Annotated in this window: 15 protein-coding genes and 1 riboswitch; of the genes, 9 read left to right on the top strand and 6 right to left on the bottom strand. The window is 73.1% G+C overall.

Translation table 11 applies throughout. The features are described 5' to 3' along the window. Window positions 1-29: 29 nt before the first annotated feature. The gene (locus tag ACIGXW_RS01735; RefSeq protein ID WP_399568762.1) at window positions 30-1,010 is read right to left on the bottom strand and encodes a trypsin-like serine peptidase; all 981 of its coding nucleotides are present in this window, start codon (window positions 1,008-1,010) and stop codon (window positions 30-32) included. A 202-nt stretch (window positions 1,011-1,212) separates the two neighbouring features. On the opposite strand from ACIGXW_RS01735, the gene ACIGXW_RS01740 reads away from it, so the two are divergent. The 5 genes from ACIGXW_RS01740 (at window position 1,213) to ACIGXW_RS01760 (ending at window position 5,607) form a co-directional block, all read left to right on the top strand. Continuing rightward, window positions 1,213-1,596 (top strand): hypothetical protein, encoded by a 384-nt coding sequence (locus ACIGXW_RS01740; RefSeq protein ID WP_399568764.1) that lies wholly within the window; start codon window positions 1,213-1,215, stop codon window positions 1,594-1,596. A 314-nt stretch (window positions 1,597-1,910) separates the two neighbouring features. After that, complete coding sequence (locus tag ACIGXW_RS01745) at window positions 1,911-2,393, top strand: helix-turn-helix transcriptional regulator (protein WP_360915029.1); 483 nt, start codon at window positions 1,911-1,913, stop codon at window positions 2,391-2,393. Continuing rightward, window positions 2,390-3,058, top strand: a complete 669-nt coding sequence (locus ACIGXW_RS01750) for a hypothetical protein (RefSeq protein WP_071965771.1) — start codon at window positions 2,390-2,392, stop codon at window positions 3,056-3,058. The genes ACIGXW_RS01745 and ACIGXW_RS01750 overlap by 4 nt, the downstream gene beginning before the upstream one ends. Next, on the top strand, window positions 3,051-4,262 hold the full coding sequence (locus tag ACIGXW_RS01755) for an MAB_1171c family putative transporter (RefSeq protein WP_399568767.1): 1,212 nt from the start codon (window positions 3,051-3,053) through the stop codon (window positions 4,260-4,262). Before ACIGXW_RS01750 ends, ACIGXW_RS01755 begins: the two co-directional genes overlap by 8 nt. A 166-nt stretch (window positions 4,263-4,428) precedes the next feature. Continuing rightward, window positions 4,429-5,607 carry a cytochrome P450 gene (locus ACIGXW_RS01760; protein WP_399568770.1) on the top strand — a complete coding sequence of 393 codons (1,179 nt, stop codon included), beginning with the start codon at window positions 4,429-4,431 and terminating at the stop codon, window positions 5,605-5,607. A gap of 120 nt (window positions 5,608-5,727) precedes the next feature. Here the strand turns inward: ACIGXW_RS01760 and ACIGXW_RS01765 are convergent, their stop codons facing one another. Both ACIGXW_RS01765 and ACIGXW_RS01770 read right to left on the bottom strand, forming a co-directional pair. Next, window positions 5,728-6,318, bottom strand: coding sequence for a YIP1 family protein (locus tag ACIGXW_RS01765; protein ID WP_071965774.1), 591 nt, complete (start codon window positions 6,316-6,318; stop codon window positions 5,728-5,730). 72 nt (window positions 6,319-6,390) lie between these two features. Further along, entirely contained in the window at window positions 6,391-7,950 is a 1,560-nt protein-coding gene (locus tag ACIGXW_RS01770; RefSeq protein WP_071965775.1) for an APC family permease, read from the bottom strand. 193 nt (window positions 7,951-8,143) lie between these two features. On the opposite strand from ACIGXW_RS01770, the gene ACIGXW_RS01775 reads away from it, so the two are divergent. Next, window positions 8,144-9,364: an FAD-dependent monooxygenase gene (locus tag ACIGXW_RS01775; RefSeq protein ID WP_399568773.1), complete on the top strand. Its 1,221-nt coding sequence runs from the start codon at window positions 8,144-8,146 to the stop codon at window positions 9,362-9,364. Further along, a riboswitch (cobalamin riboswitch) is annotated at window positions 9,326-9,542 on the top strand. It overlaps the preceding gene by 39 nt. 29 nt (window positions 9,543-9,571) lie before the next feature. Next, on the top strand, window positions 9,572-10,708 hold the full coding sequence (locus ACIGXW_RS01780) for a HoxN/HupN/NixA family nickel/cobalt transporter (protein WP_399568775.1): 1,137 nt from the start codon (window positions 9,572-9,574) through the stop codon (window positions 10,706-10,708). Between the two features lie 27 nt (window positions 10,709-10,735). Here ACIGXW_RS01780 and ACIGXW_RS01785 read toward each other — a convergent pair whose 3' ends face one another. From ACIGXW_RS01785 to ACIGXW_RS01795, 3 genes are all read right to left on the bottom strand, one after another. Then, window positions 10,736-10,936, bottom strand: coding sequence for a hypothetical protein (locus ACIGXW_RS01785; protein ID WP_071962672.1), 201 nt, complete (start codon window positions 10,934-10,936; stop codon window positions 10,736-10,738). A gap of 142 nt (window positions 10,937-11,078) precedes the next feature. Continuing rightward, window positions 11,079-12,200 carry a HAMP domain-containing sensor histidine kinase gene (locus ACIGXW_RS01790; RefSeq protein ID WP_071962711.1) on the bottom strand — a complete coding sequence of 374 codons (1,122 nt, stop codon included), beginning with the start codon at window positions 12,198-12,200 and terminating at the stop codon, window positions 11,079-11,081. Beyond that, window positions 12,193-12,930 (bottom strand): response regulator transcription factor, encoded by a 738-nt coding sequence (locus ACIGXW_RS01795; RefSeq protein ID WP_399568778.1) that lies wholly within the window; start codon window positions 12,928-12,930, stop codon window positions 12,193-12,195. Before ACIGXW_RS01795 ends, ACIGXW_RS01790 begins: the two co-directional genes overlap by 8 nt. 193 nt (window positions 12,931-13,123) lie before the next feature. On the opposite strand from ACIGXW_RS01795, the gene ACIGXW_RS01800 reads away from it, so the two are divergent. Further along, window positions 13,124-15,511 carry an ABC transporter gene (locus ACIGXW_RS01800; RefSeq protein WP_399568780.1) on the top strand — a complete coding sequence of 796 codons (2,388 nt, stop codon included), beginning with the start codon at window positions 13,124-13,126 and terminating at the stop codon, window positions 15,509-15,511. Window positions 15,512-15,599: 88 nt separating this feature from the next. Beyond that, window positions 15,600-16,787 (top strand): FAD-dependent monooxygenase, encoded by a 1,188-nt coding sequence (locus ACIGXW_RS01805; protein WP_071962712.1) that lies wholly within the window; start codon window positions 15,600-15,602, stop codon window positions 16,785-16,787. Window positions 16,788-16,811 lie beyond the last annotated feature (24 nt).

The raw sequence follows: 16,811 nt of genomic DNA on the forward strand, positions 1-16,811 counted from the left end.
CCGGGCCCGGGGGTGCCGCCGTCGTGCGTTCAGCGGGTCGCGGGCGGATCGCCTTCGACGGCCCGCAGGTACAGCTCCAGCAGGTCCTCGTTGAAGTACGAGCTATAGGAGATGTCCGGGGTGTCGCCGCCGGTGTGGTAGCCGCCGATGACGCCGATCAGCGCGTACCCGCCGGGCCCGCGCACCAGGAACGGGCCGCCCGACGTGCCGCCGATGTAGCCCGCGCAGGCGATCTCCAGGAAGTCGCCCGGCGCGGCCGGATCCGTGCTGGTGTAGCGGTGCGTGGAGGAGCGGCAGTCGAGCGGCTTGGGGTGGGTGGCGTCGCTGCTGCCCGGATAGCCGATCAGCCGTACGTCCTCGTGCCGGTAGCCCGGGCGGATCGCCAGGTCGAAACCGCCGACGGCGCGCTGGACCTTCGTGCCGTCCGCGCGCGGCCCGAGCCGGACGACCGTGTAGTCCCAGCGTGCGCCGCCGTCCGTGCCCAGGTCGTAGTACCGCTGGTCGATGTAGATGAGCTCGACCGGGAAGACGCCGTGCGGCTTGAGGCCGTCGTGGTACTGCGGGACGAACGACAGCCGCTTCTTCGGGTCGGGCGAGCGCAGGCAGTGGGCGGCGCCGACGACGAGGTCGCGGTGCGGGCTGCGGATCACGGTGCCGCCGCAGAAGCGGCCCTGGTTCTGGCCGTCGGTCCAGAAGAACGTGCCCACTTGGGGGAGGCCGTCGAAGGGACGGCTCGGCGGTACGGGCTCGTCGGCGGCCGCCGGCGCGGCGGTCCGCCGGGCGTCGGCGGCGGGGCGCGCGGCCCGCATGCGCTCGGGGGTCCAGTAGGCATCGCTGGAGACGGCGGCCGAGGCGGCCGGGCCGGCCGAGGGGGTCGAGGCGGCCGTGGCGGCCGAGGGGGTCGAGGCGGCCGTGGCGGCGGGCATCGGCAAGGCGGCGGCCGCCACCGTCAGCAAGGTGACGAGGACGGCGGTGGGGCCCCGGCGTATGGCGAAGGGTCTGCGACGCATGAACGATTCCTCCCGGTGCGGAACGGCACGTACGAGGTGAGCGTGTCATCGTCCTACGAGCGGCCGGGGTACGGCGAGTGACCGACGCGACAGGATTCACCACAACGCCGGACAGTGCTGTCAGAGGCGGCCGGTAGCCTGTGCGTAACAGTGAGTTGGGGTGTCCGGGCTGTGTCCGGCCCGCAGGGTGGGGAGTGGGATGATGGTCGATCCGGTTTCTCTCGACGCGATCACGACCGCGGTGACGGCGGCCGCCGGCTCCGTCGGCACGGAAGCGGGGCGTCAGGTCTGGGGTTCGCTCGTCGACTTCACACGGCGCGCCTTCGGACGCGGCCGGGAGGACGACGCCGCGGCCGCGCCGCTGCCGCTCGACCCCGGCAATGAGCAGGAGGTACAGGCGCTGGCCGCCCTGCTGTTCGGCCGCATATTCCAGGACGAGGCGCTGACGGCGGAGTACCGCCGGTGGGAGGAGCTGGCGAGGACGACGAACGTGTCCGTCACCCACACCACGGTCACCAACACGGTGTCCGGCAACGCCAGCGTCGGCACGCTCTACCAGGGTCACACCATCTCCGTGAAGCCCTGACGGGCGGAAGCTTCTCCCGCACGACTACGGCGGCCCCGGCTCCACAGAAGCCGGGGCCGCCGTATCAAGCGCGCCCCGGCACACCCCGGTTCCCCGCCACCCTGTCCCGCCCCGTCGTACCCACCGTGGACGAGCGGTCTGCGGTCCGGACCTTCTCAACTCCCGGTTAAGTCCTTCACCGGCTCGTAACCACGGGCGGACTAGTGCTCGGCATTCATCCCGTGACAGGATGCCTCTCGCGGCTGGAAAGCACTTAACTGGCCGTGAAAGACCTAGAAGCCGTGTCGCGAAGAAGGCTCGAAGGAACGGGGCAGATGGCAGCCGGGGGGGACAGGACGGCCGGTGACGCGGGCAGCCCGCTCGCGCAGCGGCTCAACTACCTGTTCGCGAACATGCACCCGCCCGGCGCCCCCTACACCAACGGGCATGTGGCCGAGGAGATCAGCCAGGGGGAGGAGTACGGCGACGTCAGCCTCACCGAGCAGTATCTGTCGATGCTGCGCAACGGCAAGCGCGCCAACCCCAGCCCCGACGTCCTGCGGGCACTGGCGAAGTTCTTCGCCGTGCCGGTGGGCTATCTGATGGGCGACCTGTCCGCCTCGCAGGCGGAACGGGTGGAGGAGGAGGTCCGCTTCCTCGTCGCCATGAGGGATCAGCGCGTCCGGGCGATCGCCCTGCGTTCGGTGGGTCTGCCGCCGGAGGTGCAGGACAGCCTGACCACGATCATCTCGCAGTTCCGGCAGCAGATGAACCTTCCGTCCGACCCGCCCGACGCGGGTGGTGAGGAGCGCCCGTGACCGTCATCGCGGAGGACCGGCTCTTCACTTACTGGCGGCGTAGCGAGGACGAGGACGGTGCAAGCATGCGGGTGGGGCGCATACGCCGGCGCTGCAAGCAGCTCATCGCTGAGCTCGCGCTGCCCGCGACCACCGATCTGCAGGGCATGTGCGACGCCGTCGCCCGGCGCGTCGGCCGGCCCATCCACCTGGTGCCGATGAGCCTGGACGGCGTCGTCTCGGGCATGACGGCCACCACCGACGACGCGTACTGGGTCGTCTACGAACAGAAGACCTCGCCCTGGCACCAGGTCCACATCGTGCTGCACGAGATCGGCCACCTGCTGCTGGGGCACGACCAGGACCCCGCCGTCACCGAGGACGCCCTCAAGGTGTGGACGCCGTCGGTCGACGTGGCCACCGCCATGCGGCGCATGGGCCTGACCATGGGCCTGGCGCGCCACCACTGCTACGACAACCTCACCGAGCGCGAGACGGAGATCCTGGGCACCCTCCTCATGGCGAAGGTGGTGCCCCCTCCGCCGGGTCAGGAACTGCCCCTGGAGGGCGACGCCGCCGAGCTCGCCGCATCGCTCGGCCCGGCCCTGCAGCACGTACGCCGCGGGCTGCGCCGCGAAGAAGGCGCGGGCGCCGACGGGACGGCGGGGGGCGAGGCCGGTGTTTGACGTCCTCTACCTGGCGTTCAGCGCCGTCGCCTGGGCCATCGTCGGCTACAAGGCCCGTGCCTGGTTCCGCGACCGCGGCAACACGGACCTGGGGCTGACCGCCCTGATGACCTCCGGCGTCCCGATCGTCTTCCTGTTCTCGGCGCCCAGCGTCTACCGCGCCTTCGACCGCCTGACCGGCGTGGCGAACCTGGCGATGGTCTTCCTGTACTCGGCCGTCGTGCTGTTCGCGTCGGGCGCGAGCGTGCTGCTGCTGCGCTGGACCAGCAGGGGCGACGAGGCGGCCCACGCCCGCGCGGCCGCCCGGTCCCGGTGGGCCGTGGGCGTGCTCGCGGTCACCTGGGCCACGGCGATCGTCTGCTTCGCCGTCGGACGGCCCGACGACGTGGAGCACCCCCGCGACTTCAGCACCGCCTACGCCAACGCCCCCGGCGTGGTGGCCTTCCTGGTGCTGTACCTGGCCATCTTCGGCACCAGCCTCGCCGGCCTGGGCACCCTGTGCCCGCGCTACGCCGCCCAGCTGGGCCGCTCCTGGCTCGCCAAGGGGCTGCGGACGCTGGCCGCCGGCTGCTGGCTGGGCCTGGTGTACTGCGCCTGCAAGCTGGCCGGCTTCGTCCTGACCTGGGCCGGCCACGATGTGTACTGGCTCTCCAACGGCGTGGCGCCGATGAGCGCTTCGGTGGCCGCGCTGCTGGTCCTGCTGGGGTTCTCGCTGCCCGCCGTCGGTCCCCGGGCGGCCGCCTGGCGCCGGCTGCGCCGGCTCGGCCCGCTGTGGCGCGAGGTCACCGCACACGCCCCGGAGGTCACCATCGGGGAGTCCCGCTGGACGAACCGCTGGCCCTTCGCGGACCTGGAGTGGCGGGCCAACCGGCAGATGGCGGAGATCCGCGACATCCAGCGCGGCGTCCGGCGCCATGTCGAGCCCGCCGCCCTGGAGATCGCCCGGCGCAAGGCCGAGGAAGCCTTCCTCGACGAACACCGGCTCGCCGCCGTGGTGGAGGCCGCGGCCCTGCGCCGGGGCCTGGCCAACCAGCAGACCGGACACGTGCCGACGCCCCACGCCGACAGCGTGGTGATGACCGTCAGCGCCGATCCGGCCGAGGAACACGAGCACTTGGCGCGCGTCGCCGACGTCTACCACGATCCGATGGTGGACGCCGTGCTCGCCGAGTTGAGAGAGGCCAGCGCGGCACGCCGTCCCTGACGGCGCGCGGCCCATGGACGAGGCGGCCCTGGACGGGGGTCAAGGCCGCCTGCGACACAGGCCGGCGCCGGATCCGTACGGATCGACGATCCGTACGGATCCGGCGCCGCCAGTGCCGACGATCCGCCCGGAACCGGACCTTCAGTCCCCTCTAGAGTCGGGTGACATGCAGCCCATCGATGTCAACGCGCTGATCGACGACCCGTACGGCACGTACGACAAGCTCCGCGAGGCCGGGCCCGTGCACCGCGTCACCGGCCCGGACGGCAAGCCGGCCTGGCTGGTGACCCGTTACGAGGACGTCCGCAAGGGCCTCGCCGACCCGCGGCTCTCCCTCGACAAGCGCAACGCCCTTCCCGGCAACTACAGCGGCTTCTCGCTGCCCCCGGCGCTGGACGCCAACCTGCTGAACATGGACCCGCCCGACCACACCCGGGTGCGCCGCCTGGTGGTGAAGGCGTTCACGCCCGGCCGGGTGGACAAGCTCCGCGCGCCGGTGCGCCGGGTCGCCGACGACCTCCTGGACGCCGTCGAGGCCGACGGGCGGACGGATCTGCTCGCCACCTATGCGGGGCCGCTGCCGATCATCGTCATCTGCGATCTGCTCGGCATCCCGCAGCGCGACCGGCGCGACTTCCGGGTCTGGACCGACGCCCTGATCACCCCGGACCGTGAGCGGCCGCACCTGATGAAGGAAGCCATCGCCAGCATGATGCGCTTCTTCACCGGGCTCATCGAGAGCAAGCGGGCCGAGCCCGCCGACGATCTGCTCTCGGACCTGATCGCCGTGGAGGACGGCGGGGACACGCTGTCCCGGGACGAGCTGACCTCGCTGGCCTTCCTCATCCTCTTCGCCGGCTACGAGAACACCGTCCACCTCATCGCCAACGCCGTCCTCGCCCTGCTGGACCACCCCGCGCACCTGCGCGAGCTGCGAAAGAATCCGGACGGTCTCGAGGCGGCAGTGGAGGAGCTCAGCCGGTGGGACGGGCCGGCTCCGCTGGCGATCCGCCGCTTCCCGCTGGAGGACATGGAGATCGGCGGAGTGACGGTACCGGCCGGCGAGACCGTACTGCTGTCCGTGGCCTCCGCCAACCGCGACCCGCGTCATTTCCCCCATGCGGACCGCCTGGACCTGCGGCGGGAGCGGTCGGGCCAGCTGGCGCTGGGCCATGGCATCCACTACTGCCTGGGTGCGCCGCTGGCCCGGCTGGAGATGGAGACGGCGCTCGCCGCGCTGCTGGAGCGCTTCGAAAACCTGGAACTCGATGTTCCGAGAGAGTCGCTGAGGTGGCGTCCCACCATCAGGGCGCGTGGCCTGATTTCGCTCCCGGTCCGCTGGTAATCGACAAGCCGAACAGGTTTTTGATGCATAACCCATCCTTGATGAGGTAGAACTGTCCTCGAGCCCGCCCGGTGTGCATCCCCCGTCGCACCGGGCGGGCCTTCGGCGTTCCGGCCCACCTCACCCGCTGCCGGGCGGGAACTTCAGCAGGACCACCGCCGCCAGCATCTGCACGCTCACGGACGCCGCGGCCCGATGGGTCGGCAGATGGTGCTGTCCGCGGATCAGCAAGGTGGCCAGGGCGCAGCCGAACGCCGCCGTCACCGAGGCGGCGGCGCGCACCGGCATCGAGCTCGCCGGCAGCCAGGTGTCGAGCGCCAGCCGGGGCAGGTCGCTGGCCCAGAAGATGACGACGAACAGGCTCGCGGTGGGCGCGAACCTGCCGTTGCCCCCCAGACGGCGGGCTATGGCGTGGGTGGCGGCGCCCAGCAGCAGGCTGGCCAGCATCATCACCGCGGAGCCGATGGCCATCGCCTCCAGCGCCAGCACGGGACTGACCCCCCACTGCCCCCAGAAGGAGTCCTTGGCCAGCGTCCCGAGCGCCCCGCACAGCAGGGAGACGAACGCGGCCGCCCCCCACACGCTCCGGTCCCGCGCCTCGTCGAGGACTTCGACGGGCCGGTACCAGAGCCCGAATATCAGGCGGTGCCACAGCAGCTTGCGCGGCTTGGCGGTGGGAACGGGCGGGGGCGGGGCAGTGGTCACGGGCATGGGTGCCGTTTTATCACCGTTCGGCCGGACCACCGGAGTCCGGTCCATGGGCCCGGGGCGGCCGATGCTCCGTCAGGCCGGGGTGGGCTCCTTGGTGTCGGGGTCGGCGTCGGGGTCGCCTCCGGGGCCCGTGCCGGGTACCGCGGCGTCGTGGTGGGCATCGGGGTCGGGGGCGTTCAGGAATTCCTCGCTGATCTCCCGCGGTCCGAACGGCCAGACCTTCTCGTACTTCGCCCAGAGCACGAAAGCCACACAGCCCGCCGCGACCCAGGCCAGCGACCACTCGATCGGGTGCCGTCCGGGGGAGTTCTCGTCCGCGTAGCCGTAGATGACCAGCCAGCCCGTCAGGGCCACCAGGCTCGGCAGCGGATACAGCCACACCCGGTACGGCCTGCGCAGCCCCGGCTGGCGCCGGCGCAGCACGGTCAGCGCCAGCACCTGGGCCAGGGCCTGCACGATCACCATCACGGCGGTCAGCAGGGAGATGAGCGTCGCCAGATCCGTGTGACGACCGATCAGGAAGCCGACGGCGGTCAGCAGGCCCATCGTCGCCAGCCCCAGCACCGGGAAGCCGTGGCGCGGATGGAGCTTGGCGTACGGGCGGAAGAAGACCTTCTCGCAGGCGGCGTCGTACGGCGCGCGCGAGCCGCCCAGCAGGCCGGTGAAGACCGAGGCGACGGCCGTGACGAGGATCAGCACCGTGACGGTGTTCGCGGCGCCCTTGCCCCAGGCCTCCTCCAGCACGGCGGAGGCGACGGACGAGTGGGCCGTCGAGGCGGGGTCGAGCATCTGCCGCCAGTCGATCACGCCCAGCGTGCCGATCTGCAGCAGGAGGTAGATGCCCATGATGCCGAGGATCGAGTAGACGATCGCGCGCGGCATCGTGCGCCCCGGGTTCTTGATCTCCGCGCCCAGGTAGGCGACGGTGTTGTAGCCCATGTAGTCGTAGATGCCGATGGTCAGGCCCGCGGCGAAGCCGATCCAGAACTGATGGCTGGTCACCTCGAAGGCGTCGCCCGGGTAGGTGAAGGCCCGGTCGGGGCTGAAGTGGGTGAAGGCGGCCACGATGACGAGCGCTACCGAGGCGAGCATGACGCACCACAGCACGGCCGTGATCCGTGCGATGTGGTCGACGCGCCGCCACAGCATCGTGATGATGAGGGCGATGACGGCCAACCCCGTGAGGTCGCCCGCCGTCTGCCCCATGTCCGGCCACAGATAGCCCAGGTACTGCACGAAGCCGATGATCCCCGTGGACATGCCGATGGGGATGAAGAGCATCGCCGTCCAGACGAACAGGAACGGCACCAGCTTGCCCGTCCGGTACTGGAAGGCCTGCCGCAGGTACACGTAGCTGCCGCCGGCTCTGGGCATCGCGGCCCCCAGCTCCGCCCAGATCAGGCCGTCCGCCAGGGCCAGGACCGCGCCGGCGACGAAGCCGATGACGGCCTGCGGCCCGCCGAAGGAGGCCACCATCAGCGGGATCGTCACGAAGGGCCCGATGCCGCACATCTGGCTCATGTTGATGGTCGTGGCCTGGAACAGTCCGATGCGGCGCACGAAACCGTCCCGCTGTCCCGGCACCGCCGCCTTTTCGGGCCCGCGTTCCGCGCCTGTTGCCGAATCCGTCATGGCGTCAGCCCCTTCGCCCCGTGATTAGGTCCACTGCACTCGTACACCGGCCCGCCGGACGCGTCCATCACCTGCGGAGTGTCGGCGACTCTGGTGCCGCGGACGACGGACAGTCAAGATCTGTGCACGAAGCGCATCAACGCATCACCCGAGAAGAGACGCGAGGATGACAGTGCGGGGAGGAAGAGTGGCCGTGGTGGGCGGCAGCATCGCGGGCTGCGCCGCCGCGCTCGCGGCGGCCCGCGCCGGTGCCGACGAGGTCGTGGTCTACGAGCGGACCCCCGGCGGGCTCCAGGACCGGGGCGTGGGCCTCGCCGTCCGCGACGAGCGCTACAGCGAACTGGAGGCGGCCGGCTACGTCGACGCCGCCATGCCCTGGGTGCGGCTGACCACCCGCACCTGGCTCACCCGGGACGGCGGCGACCGCGCCGGCCGCCGGCTGGGGGAGCTGCCGTTCCCGTTCCGCTCGTACAACTGGGGCTCGCTGTGGCGGGAGTTACGGGCCCGCGTCCCCGCGTCCGTCGACTACCGGCGGGGCGCCACCGTCGAGCAGGTCGTCCCCGAGCCCGACGGGGTCGGGGTGCGCCTGGCCGACGGGAGCGAGGAGCGCTTCGACCTGGTCGTCGGCGCGGACGGCTACCGCTCGGCCGTACGGGCGGCCACCCGTGCCGCCACCGCGCCCGTCTACGCCGGCTATCTGGCCTGGCGCGGCACCGTGCCCGCCGACGCGCTGCCGGGCCCGCGCACCGCATGGGCCGAGCACGAGGCGGCGACCGTCACCTTCCCCGGCGGCCACATGATCGCCTACCGCATTCCCGGCGCCCACGGCGTTGGCGCCTTCGCCAACTGGGTCTTCTACACCGCCCCGCCGCCCTCCGCCGCCCCCGCGCTGCGGGAGGCGACGAGCCTGCCGCCAGGCACGGTGACCGACGAGCTGATGGCACACCACGCGGCGGTGGTCGAGCGGCACTTCCCGCCGTACTGGCAGGAGTTCGTCCGCCTCACGCCCAGGGAGCGGACCTCCGTCCAGCCCCTCTACGACCTCGCCGTGCCGCACTACGGCGAGGGCCGGCTCGTCCTCGCCGGCGACGCGGCCGCCGTCACCCGCCCCCACACCGGCAGCGGCGCGGTCAAGGCCCTCCAGGACGCCACGGTGCTGGAACGCGCTCTGCGCTCGGCCACGAGCTGGGACGAGGCGGTACGGGCCTACGACGCCGAGCGCTCGGCCGCGGGCCTGGCCGTCGTCGAGCTCGCCCGCCGGCTGGGCCGGGCACAGGTGGAGGCCACGCCCGACTGGGCGGCCATGGACCAGGGCGCGCTCGAACAGTGGTGGCGCGAGGCGGCCGACGGGGAGCGGGTCTTCGGAGGCCAGGAGTTAAAGTGGCCCGGCCGTGGTGTTCGGGAAGACCGGTGACGGACCCTCGTGGTCCCATTCCGGAGCGGCCCTCGCCACTGTGATCGGGGAGTGACCGTCCCGTTCCGCGCGCCCATGGGCGCGCGGAGCCACTGGCCGCAGCCGGCTGCCGGGAAGGCGGGGGCGGGCGCGAACGGACCCGTAAGCCAGGAGACCGGCCACGGCATCTCGAAATGATCCACGAGGTGCTGGAGCGTTCACCCCACGATGACTGCGTTTCCCGAGTTCCCCGATTCCCCCGCCGGCCCCGCGCCCGCCTTCCGCTGGCGTCGCCAGGACACCCTGCGCACCGCGGGCCTGCTGGCCGTCATAGCCGCCCTGCACGTCGTCGCGTTCGGCGTGCTCTTCCTGATGGTCGTGCCGAACCACTACACCGTCGACTCCAAGGTCTTCGGCGTCGGCCTCGGCGTCACCGCCTACACCCTCGGCATGCGGCACGCCTTCGACGCCGACCACATCGCCGCCATCGACAACACCACCCGCAAGCTGATGGCCGACGGCAAACGCCCGGTCTCCGTCGGCTTCTGGTTCGCCCTCGGCCACTCCAGCGTCGTCGTCCTGATGGCCCTGCTGGTGGCCGGCGGCACCCAGCTGGCCGGGACGCTGATGAACGAGGAGTCCACCACCCACCAGACGCTCGGCGTCATCGGCACGACCGTCTCCGGCGGCTTCCTCTACCTGATCGCCGCCCTCAACCTCGTCGCCCTCGCCGGCATCCTGCGCATCTTCCGCGCCATGCGCGAGGGCCGTTACGACGAGACCGAGCTGGAGAAGCACCTCGACTCGCGCGGCTTCATGAACCGCGTCCTCGGCCGCTTCACCCGCTCCATCACCCGCCCCGGGCAGATGTACCCGCTGGGCTTCCTCTTCGGCCTCGGCTTCGACACGGCCACCGAGGTCACGCTGATGGTCATGGCCGGCAGCGGCGCCGCCGCCGGGCTGCCCTGGTACGCGATCCTGTGCCTGCCGCTGCTGTTCGCCGCCGGCATGAGCCTGTTCGACACGCTCGACGGCACCTTCATGAACTTCGCCTACCAGTGGGCGTTCTCCAACCCCGTCCGCAAGGTCTACTACAACCTCACCATCACCGGGCTGTCCATCGCGGTCGCCTTCCTCATCGGCACCATCGAACTGGTCGGCGTCCTGCACGAGAAGCTCGGCCTCGACGACGCGGTGACCGGCTGGATCGCCGGACTCGACCTGGACAACGTCGGGTTCGTCATCGTCGGGCTGTTCGTGGTGGTGTGGGCCGTCGCGCTCGCCTACTGGCGCCTGGCCAAGGTCGAACAGCGCTGGGCGGCCCGTACGGCCCCGGCCACGCCCGCCGCCGTCACCGACCCGTGAGCCGGGCGCGCCCGGACGGCCGGCGGGTCAGGGGCGCGCACACCCCTTGCCCTCGCACTCCTTGCGCGCGCTGATGACGGGCCGGCCGTTGCCCGCGGACTCCTCCCGCACCACCACCCGGGTCGGCCCGCCGCACGTCAGACATGTCCGTGAGGAGGGGTCCCGCTCCCGGTCGATCGCCGCGGCGATCCTGTGCAAAGGGCCCGCGGCGGTATCGGTGTCGGACATGGGCCATCCCGTTCGCTTCACGGTCGTCGCACTGCCAGAGGGCTGCATCGTGACGCACACCCCCTGATCACGTCAGCGCCTTGGGCTCCGATCACCCTCCACGGGGTGCGGCGGTGTCCGCGCTGACGCCGTCGGCCCGCCCCTAGGGGCGGGCCGCGGGCAGCGTCACCTCGAAGCGGCAGCCGCCCGGGACGTTGCGGACCGTCGCCCGGCCCGCATGCGCCTCGACGATGCCGCGGACGATCGCCAGCCCCAGGCCCGCGCCGCCGTGCCCGTGGGCCTCGGGGGTACGCGCCGCCGAACCGCGCCAGCCCGTGTCGAAGACGCGCGGCAGGTCCTCCTCCGGGATGCCCCCGCACTCGTCGGTGACCGACACCACGACCGTGCCGGCCGCCCGCCGCGCGGCGACCGCCACCGTGCCGTCGGCGGGGGTGCGGCGGATGGCGTTGACGAGGAGGTTCCCCAGGACCCGGGTCATCTCCTTGCCGTCGACCTCGACCGGGACCGCGTCGACCTCCCCGCCCACCAGACGCACGCCGTGCTCGCGCGCCAGCGGCCCGGCGCCGGCCAGCGCGTCGCCGACCAGGTCGTACACCGACATGCGGCTCGGGTGCAGCGGCAGCGCCCCCGCGTGGATGCGCGAGAGCTCGAAGAGATCGCCGACCAGGGCGTTGAGCCGGTCCACCTCGGTGCGGATCTGACGGAAGTAGCGCCCGGGGTCCTCGGCCACGCCGTCCTCCAGCGCCTCCGACATCGCGCGCAGCCCCGCCAGCGGGGTCCGCAGGTCGTGCGAGATCCAGGCGACCAGCTCGCGCCGGGACGCGTCGAGGGCGCGTTCGCGCTCCCGCGACGCCGCGAGCCTGGCACTGGTCGCCGCCAGCTCCCGGCCCAGCTCGGCCAGTTCCGCCGTGGCCCCGCCGTCCGGGGCGGCGAAGCCGCCCTCGTCGAAGGAACGGGCCGCCCGGGTCAGGGCGGCGCTGCGCGCCACCACCCAGCGGCCCAGGAGCAGCGCCGTGGCGAGGGAGACCACGGCGGCCATCGCGCACACCGTCGTCACGACGGTCAGGTCGTGCGAGGACAGGAACATCGCCCACGCGACGGCCAGCGTCCCGGCCAGCATCGCGGTCACCGGGACCGCGGCCACCACGGTCAGGGACACCGCGACCGACCGGTGGCGCAGGGCCCGCAGCGCGAGGGCCCCCAACAACCCGGCGGCGACCGCGCCGAGCAGGGCGTAGAAGGCGATGAGCGCGACGTCACGCACGGCCGGGCTCACCGTCCAGCCCCGGCGCGGTGAAGCGGTAGCCGACGCCCCAGACGGTCTGGATCAGCCTCGGCCGCGCCGGGTCGTCCTCGACCTTGCCGCGCAGCCGCCGCACATGGACGGTCACCGTGGACAGGTCGCCGAACTCCCAGCCCCACACTTCCCGCATCAGCTCCTCACGGGCGCAGGCCCGGCCGGGGTGGCGCAGCAGGAACGCCAGGAGGTCGAACTCGCGGACCGTGAGGGAGATTTCGGCGCCCCCCTTGGTGACGCGCCGGGCCGCGGGGTCCAGCGCCAGGCCCCCCGCGCGCAGCGGCGGCGTGCCCGCCGGGCCGGGCGCACCCGCGGCGTGGGCGCGGCGCAGGACCGACCGCACCCGCAGGACGAGCTCGCGGGGGCTGAAGGGCTTGGTGACGTAGTCGTCCGCACCGACCTCGAGGCCGAGGATGCGGTCCTCCTCCTCGCCACGGGCCGTCAGCATGATCACGGGGAGGGCGCCGTGGTCGCGGCGCAGCGCGTGGCACACCGCGAAGCCGTCCATGCCGCCGGGGAGCATGAGGTCGAGGACGACGAGATCGGGCCGGACGGCGGCGGCCGCCGCCAGGGCGGCGGGGCCGTCCGCCGCCCTGGCGGCGGTGAAGCCGGCGCGGGTGAGGTAGCCCGCCACGATCTCGGCGACGGTGGGGTTGTCGTCCACGACGAGGACGTGGGCGGGTGGGGTGTCGTGCATGCCCTCAGCTTGGCACCCCGGAGGGCTCTTCCCCGATCCCGCCCTTTCACCGTTTCTTGTCCTCAATCGCCGGACGGGCTCAATTTCAGCCCGTCTGGGGGTACCTCCCAGCGGTAGCTGGGGGAGATTGAGGACCGGGGTCTGGGGCGGAGCCCCAGTTACGGGAAGGGGCGGGGTGGGGAATGATCAAGTCATGCACGACCCCTACGTCCGCGTGCGCGGCGCCCGCGAGCACAACCTCAAGGCCGTCGACGTCGACATCCCCCGAGACGCCCTCGTCGTCTTCACCGGAGTCTCCGGCTCCGGCAAGTCCTCCCTCGCCTTCGGCACCGTCTACGCCGAGGCCCAGCGCCGCTACTTCGAGTCCGTCGCCCCCTACGCGCGCCGCCTCATCCACCAGGTCGGCGCGCCCAAGGTGGACGAGGTCAGCGGGCTGCCACCCGCCGTGGCGCTGGAGCAGCGGCGGTCCGCGCCCACCTCGCGCTCCTCCGTCGGCACCGTCACCACGCTCTCCAACTCGCTGCGCATGCTCTACTCCCGCGCCGGCGCCTACCCCGAAGGGGCCGCGCGGCTGGACTCCGACGCCTTCTCGCCCAACACCGCCACCGGGGCCTGCCCGGAGTGCCACGGTCAGGGGCGCGTCCACCGGGTCACCGAGGACTCGCTGGTCCCCGACCCGTCGCTGTCCGTCCGCGAGGGAGCCATCGCCGCCTGGCCGGGCGCGTGGCAGGGCAAGAACCTGCGGGACATCCTCGACACGCTCGGGTACGACGTCGACCGGCCCTGGCGGGAGCTGCCGCGGGCGGACCGCGAGTGGATCCTCTTCACCGACGAGCAACCCGTCGTCACCGTGCACCCCGTACGGGACGCCGAGCGCATCCAACGCCCCTACAAGGGCACGTACATGAGCGCCCGCCGCTACGTGCTGCACACCTACGCGGACTCCAAGAGCGCCGCCCTGCGGGCCCGTGCCGAGCGGCACCTGGTCAGCGGGGCGTGCCCGGTGTGCGACGGGCGGCGGCTGCGGCCCGAGGCGCTGGCCGTCACGTTCGCCGGGCGGGACATCGCCGCGCTCGCCGCGCTGCCGCTGGACGCCCTGGCGCGGACGCTGCGCCCCGTGCGGGACGGCGAGGGGGTCGCCGCGGCGCTCGCCCGGGACCTGGTCGCCCGCATCGAGGTGCTCACCGAGCTCGGCCTGGGCTACCTCAGCATCGACCGCCCCACCCCGACCCTGTCGGCCGGCGAGCTGCAGCGGCTGCGGCTCGCCACCCAGCTGCGCTCCGGCCTCTTCGGCGTCGTCTACGTCCTGGACGAGCCCTCCGCCGGTCTCCACCCGGCCGACAGCGCCGCCCTGCTGACCGTCCTGGACCGGCTCAAGGCGGCCGGGAACTCGCTGTTCGTCGTCGAGCACCACATGGACGTCGTCCGCCGCGCCGACTGGATCGTGGACGTCGGGCCCGCGGCGGGCGAGCACGGCGGGCGGGTGCTCTACAGCGGGCCGGTGGACGGGCTGGCCGAGGTGGCCGGCTCCGCGACGCGCCGGTTCGTCTTCCCCGACGGGGCCGGGCCCCGGGCCCGTACGCCCCGCGAGCCCTCGGGCGTCCTGGCGCTGCGCGGCGTCACCCGGCACAACCTCCGCGACCTCGACGTGGACGTCCCGCTCGGGGTCTTCACCGCCGTCACCGGGGTCTCCGGTTCGGGCAAGTCGACGCTGGTGGGGGAGGCGCTGGCGGAGACCGTGGCCGCGCACCTGGAGGGGCGGCAGCCGGAGGTGAAAGCCGAGGGGCTCGCGGCCGTCGACCGGCTCGTGCGCGTCGACCAGAAGCCGATCGGCCGTACGCCGCGCTCCAACCTGGCGACCTACACCGGCCTCTTCGACGCCGTGCGCAAGGTCTTCGCCGCGACCGACGAGGCCCGCGCCCGGGGCTACGGCGCCGGCCGCTTCTCCTTCAACGTCGTCGCCGGGCGCTGCGAGGTCTGCCAGGGCGAGGGGTTCGTCGCCGTCGAGCTGTTGTTCCTGCCCGGTACGTACGCCCCTTGCACCGCCTGCGGGGGAGCGCGCTACAACCCCGAGACGCTGGAGATCGCCTACCGGGGCGCGAGCATCGCCGACGTGCTCGACATGACCGTCGACGCGGCCGCCTCCTTCCTCGCCGACGTGCCCGCCGCACGGCGCGGCCTGCGCACCCTGCAGGACGTGGGCCTGGGCTACCTGCGCCTGGGGCAGCCCGCCACCGAGCTGTCCGGCGGGGAGGCGCAGCGCATCAAGCTCGCCACCGAGCTGCAGCGCACCCACCGCGGACACACCCTGTACGTGTTGGACGAGCCCACGACCGGGCTGCACCCGGCCGACACCGAGGTGCTGCTGCGCCAGCTGCACGGTCTGGTCGAGGCGGGCAACACCGTGGTGGTCGTCGAGCACGATATGGCCGTCGTGGCGGGCGCGGACCGGGTCCTGGACCTGGGGCCGGGCGGCGGCGCGGAGGGCGGCCGGGTGGTCGCCGCGGGCACGCCGCAGGAGGTGGCGCGGTCGGCGGCGAGTGTGACGGCGCCCTATCTGGCCGAGGCCCTGCGGGCGTAGCCACGCGCTCTGGACGGAGTGCACCCCTTCTGGTTACGTCTTGGTCACGTGTTCGACCGGGATCGACGTGTGGGGGCGGAGCAAGACCATGGCCCATGTCCTGATCATCGGCGGCGGCATCGCCGGACCCGTGACCGCGATGGCCCTGCACAGGGCCGGCATCGACGCGACCGTCTACGAGGCGTTCCCGGCCGGCGCGGACGACGCCGGCGCCTTCCTCACCCTCTTCGCCAACGGGCTCGCCGCCCTGCGGGCCATCGACGCCGACGGGCCCGTGCGCGAGGCCTCCTGCGGCGCGGAGACGGTGGAGTTCATCAGCGACACCGGCCGGCTGCTGGGCCGGCGGCCCCTGTCGGGCTCCTGGGACCCGGGGCTCGGCCCGCGCACCCTCCGGCGCTCCGTGCTCTGCCGCACCCTGCGCACCGAGGCCGCCCGCCGGGGCGTGCGCGTCGAGCACGGCAAGCGCCTCGTCGACCTCACCGTCCGCCCCGGGGGAACGGTCGTGGCCCGCTTCGCGGACGGCACCCGCGCCGAGGGCACCGCGGTCGTCGGCGCCGACGGCCTGCGCTCGCGCACCCGCGCCCTCCTCGATCCGGCCGCGCCCCCGCCCCGGCACACGGGCCAGCTCACCGTCTGCGGCCGCACCCGCGCCGCGCACGCCCCCGTCCCGGACCGCACGTACCGCATGTACTACGGGCAGCGGGCCTTCTTCGGCTGCACGAGGGCACCGGACGGGACCACCTACTGGTTCGCCAACATGCCCGCCGCCGAGCTCCCGCGGGCCGTCCTCGCCGCCGCCACCCCCGCCCAGTGGCGCCGCCGCGTCACCGAGGCCTTCGCCGACGACCGCACCCCCGCCGCCGCGATCGCCGCCGCCACCGGCGACGACATCGTCGGCATCAACGCCTATGACATCCCCACCACACCCGTGTGGCACGACGCCCACACCGTCCTCGTCGGCGACGCCGCCCACGCCACCGCCCCCAACGCCGCCCAGGGCGCGTCCCTGGCCATCGAGGACGGCGTCGTCCTCGCCCGCTGCCTGCGCGACCTGCCCGGCAACGAGCCGGCGTTCGAGGCGTACGAGGGGCTGCGGCGCGAGCGCGTCGAGCGGGTCGTGGCCCTGAGCGGCGCCATGGCCGGGCGCGCCCCCGGTACGGAGCAGGAGCGGCGGGCCCGCGACGCGGAGGTCGAGCGCCGCATGGCCGAGGACCCCCGCGCGCGCATGGACTGGCTCACCGGCTACCGCATCGACTGGGCCGCCCCCGTCCACTGAGTTGCCGCTTCCGCCCGCTCCGGC

Origin of the sequence: Streptomyces sp. NPDC053079, from assembly GCF_044546695.1 — a bacterium.
Taxonomy (GTDB): domain Bacteria; phylum Actinomycetota; class Actinomycetes; order Streptomycetales; family Streptomycetaceae; genus Streptomyces.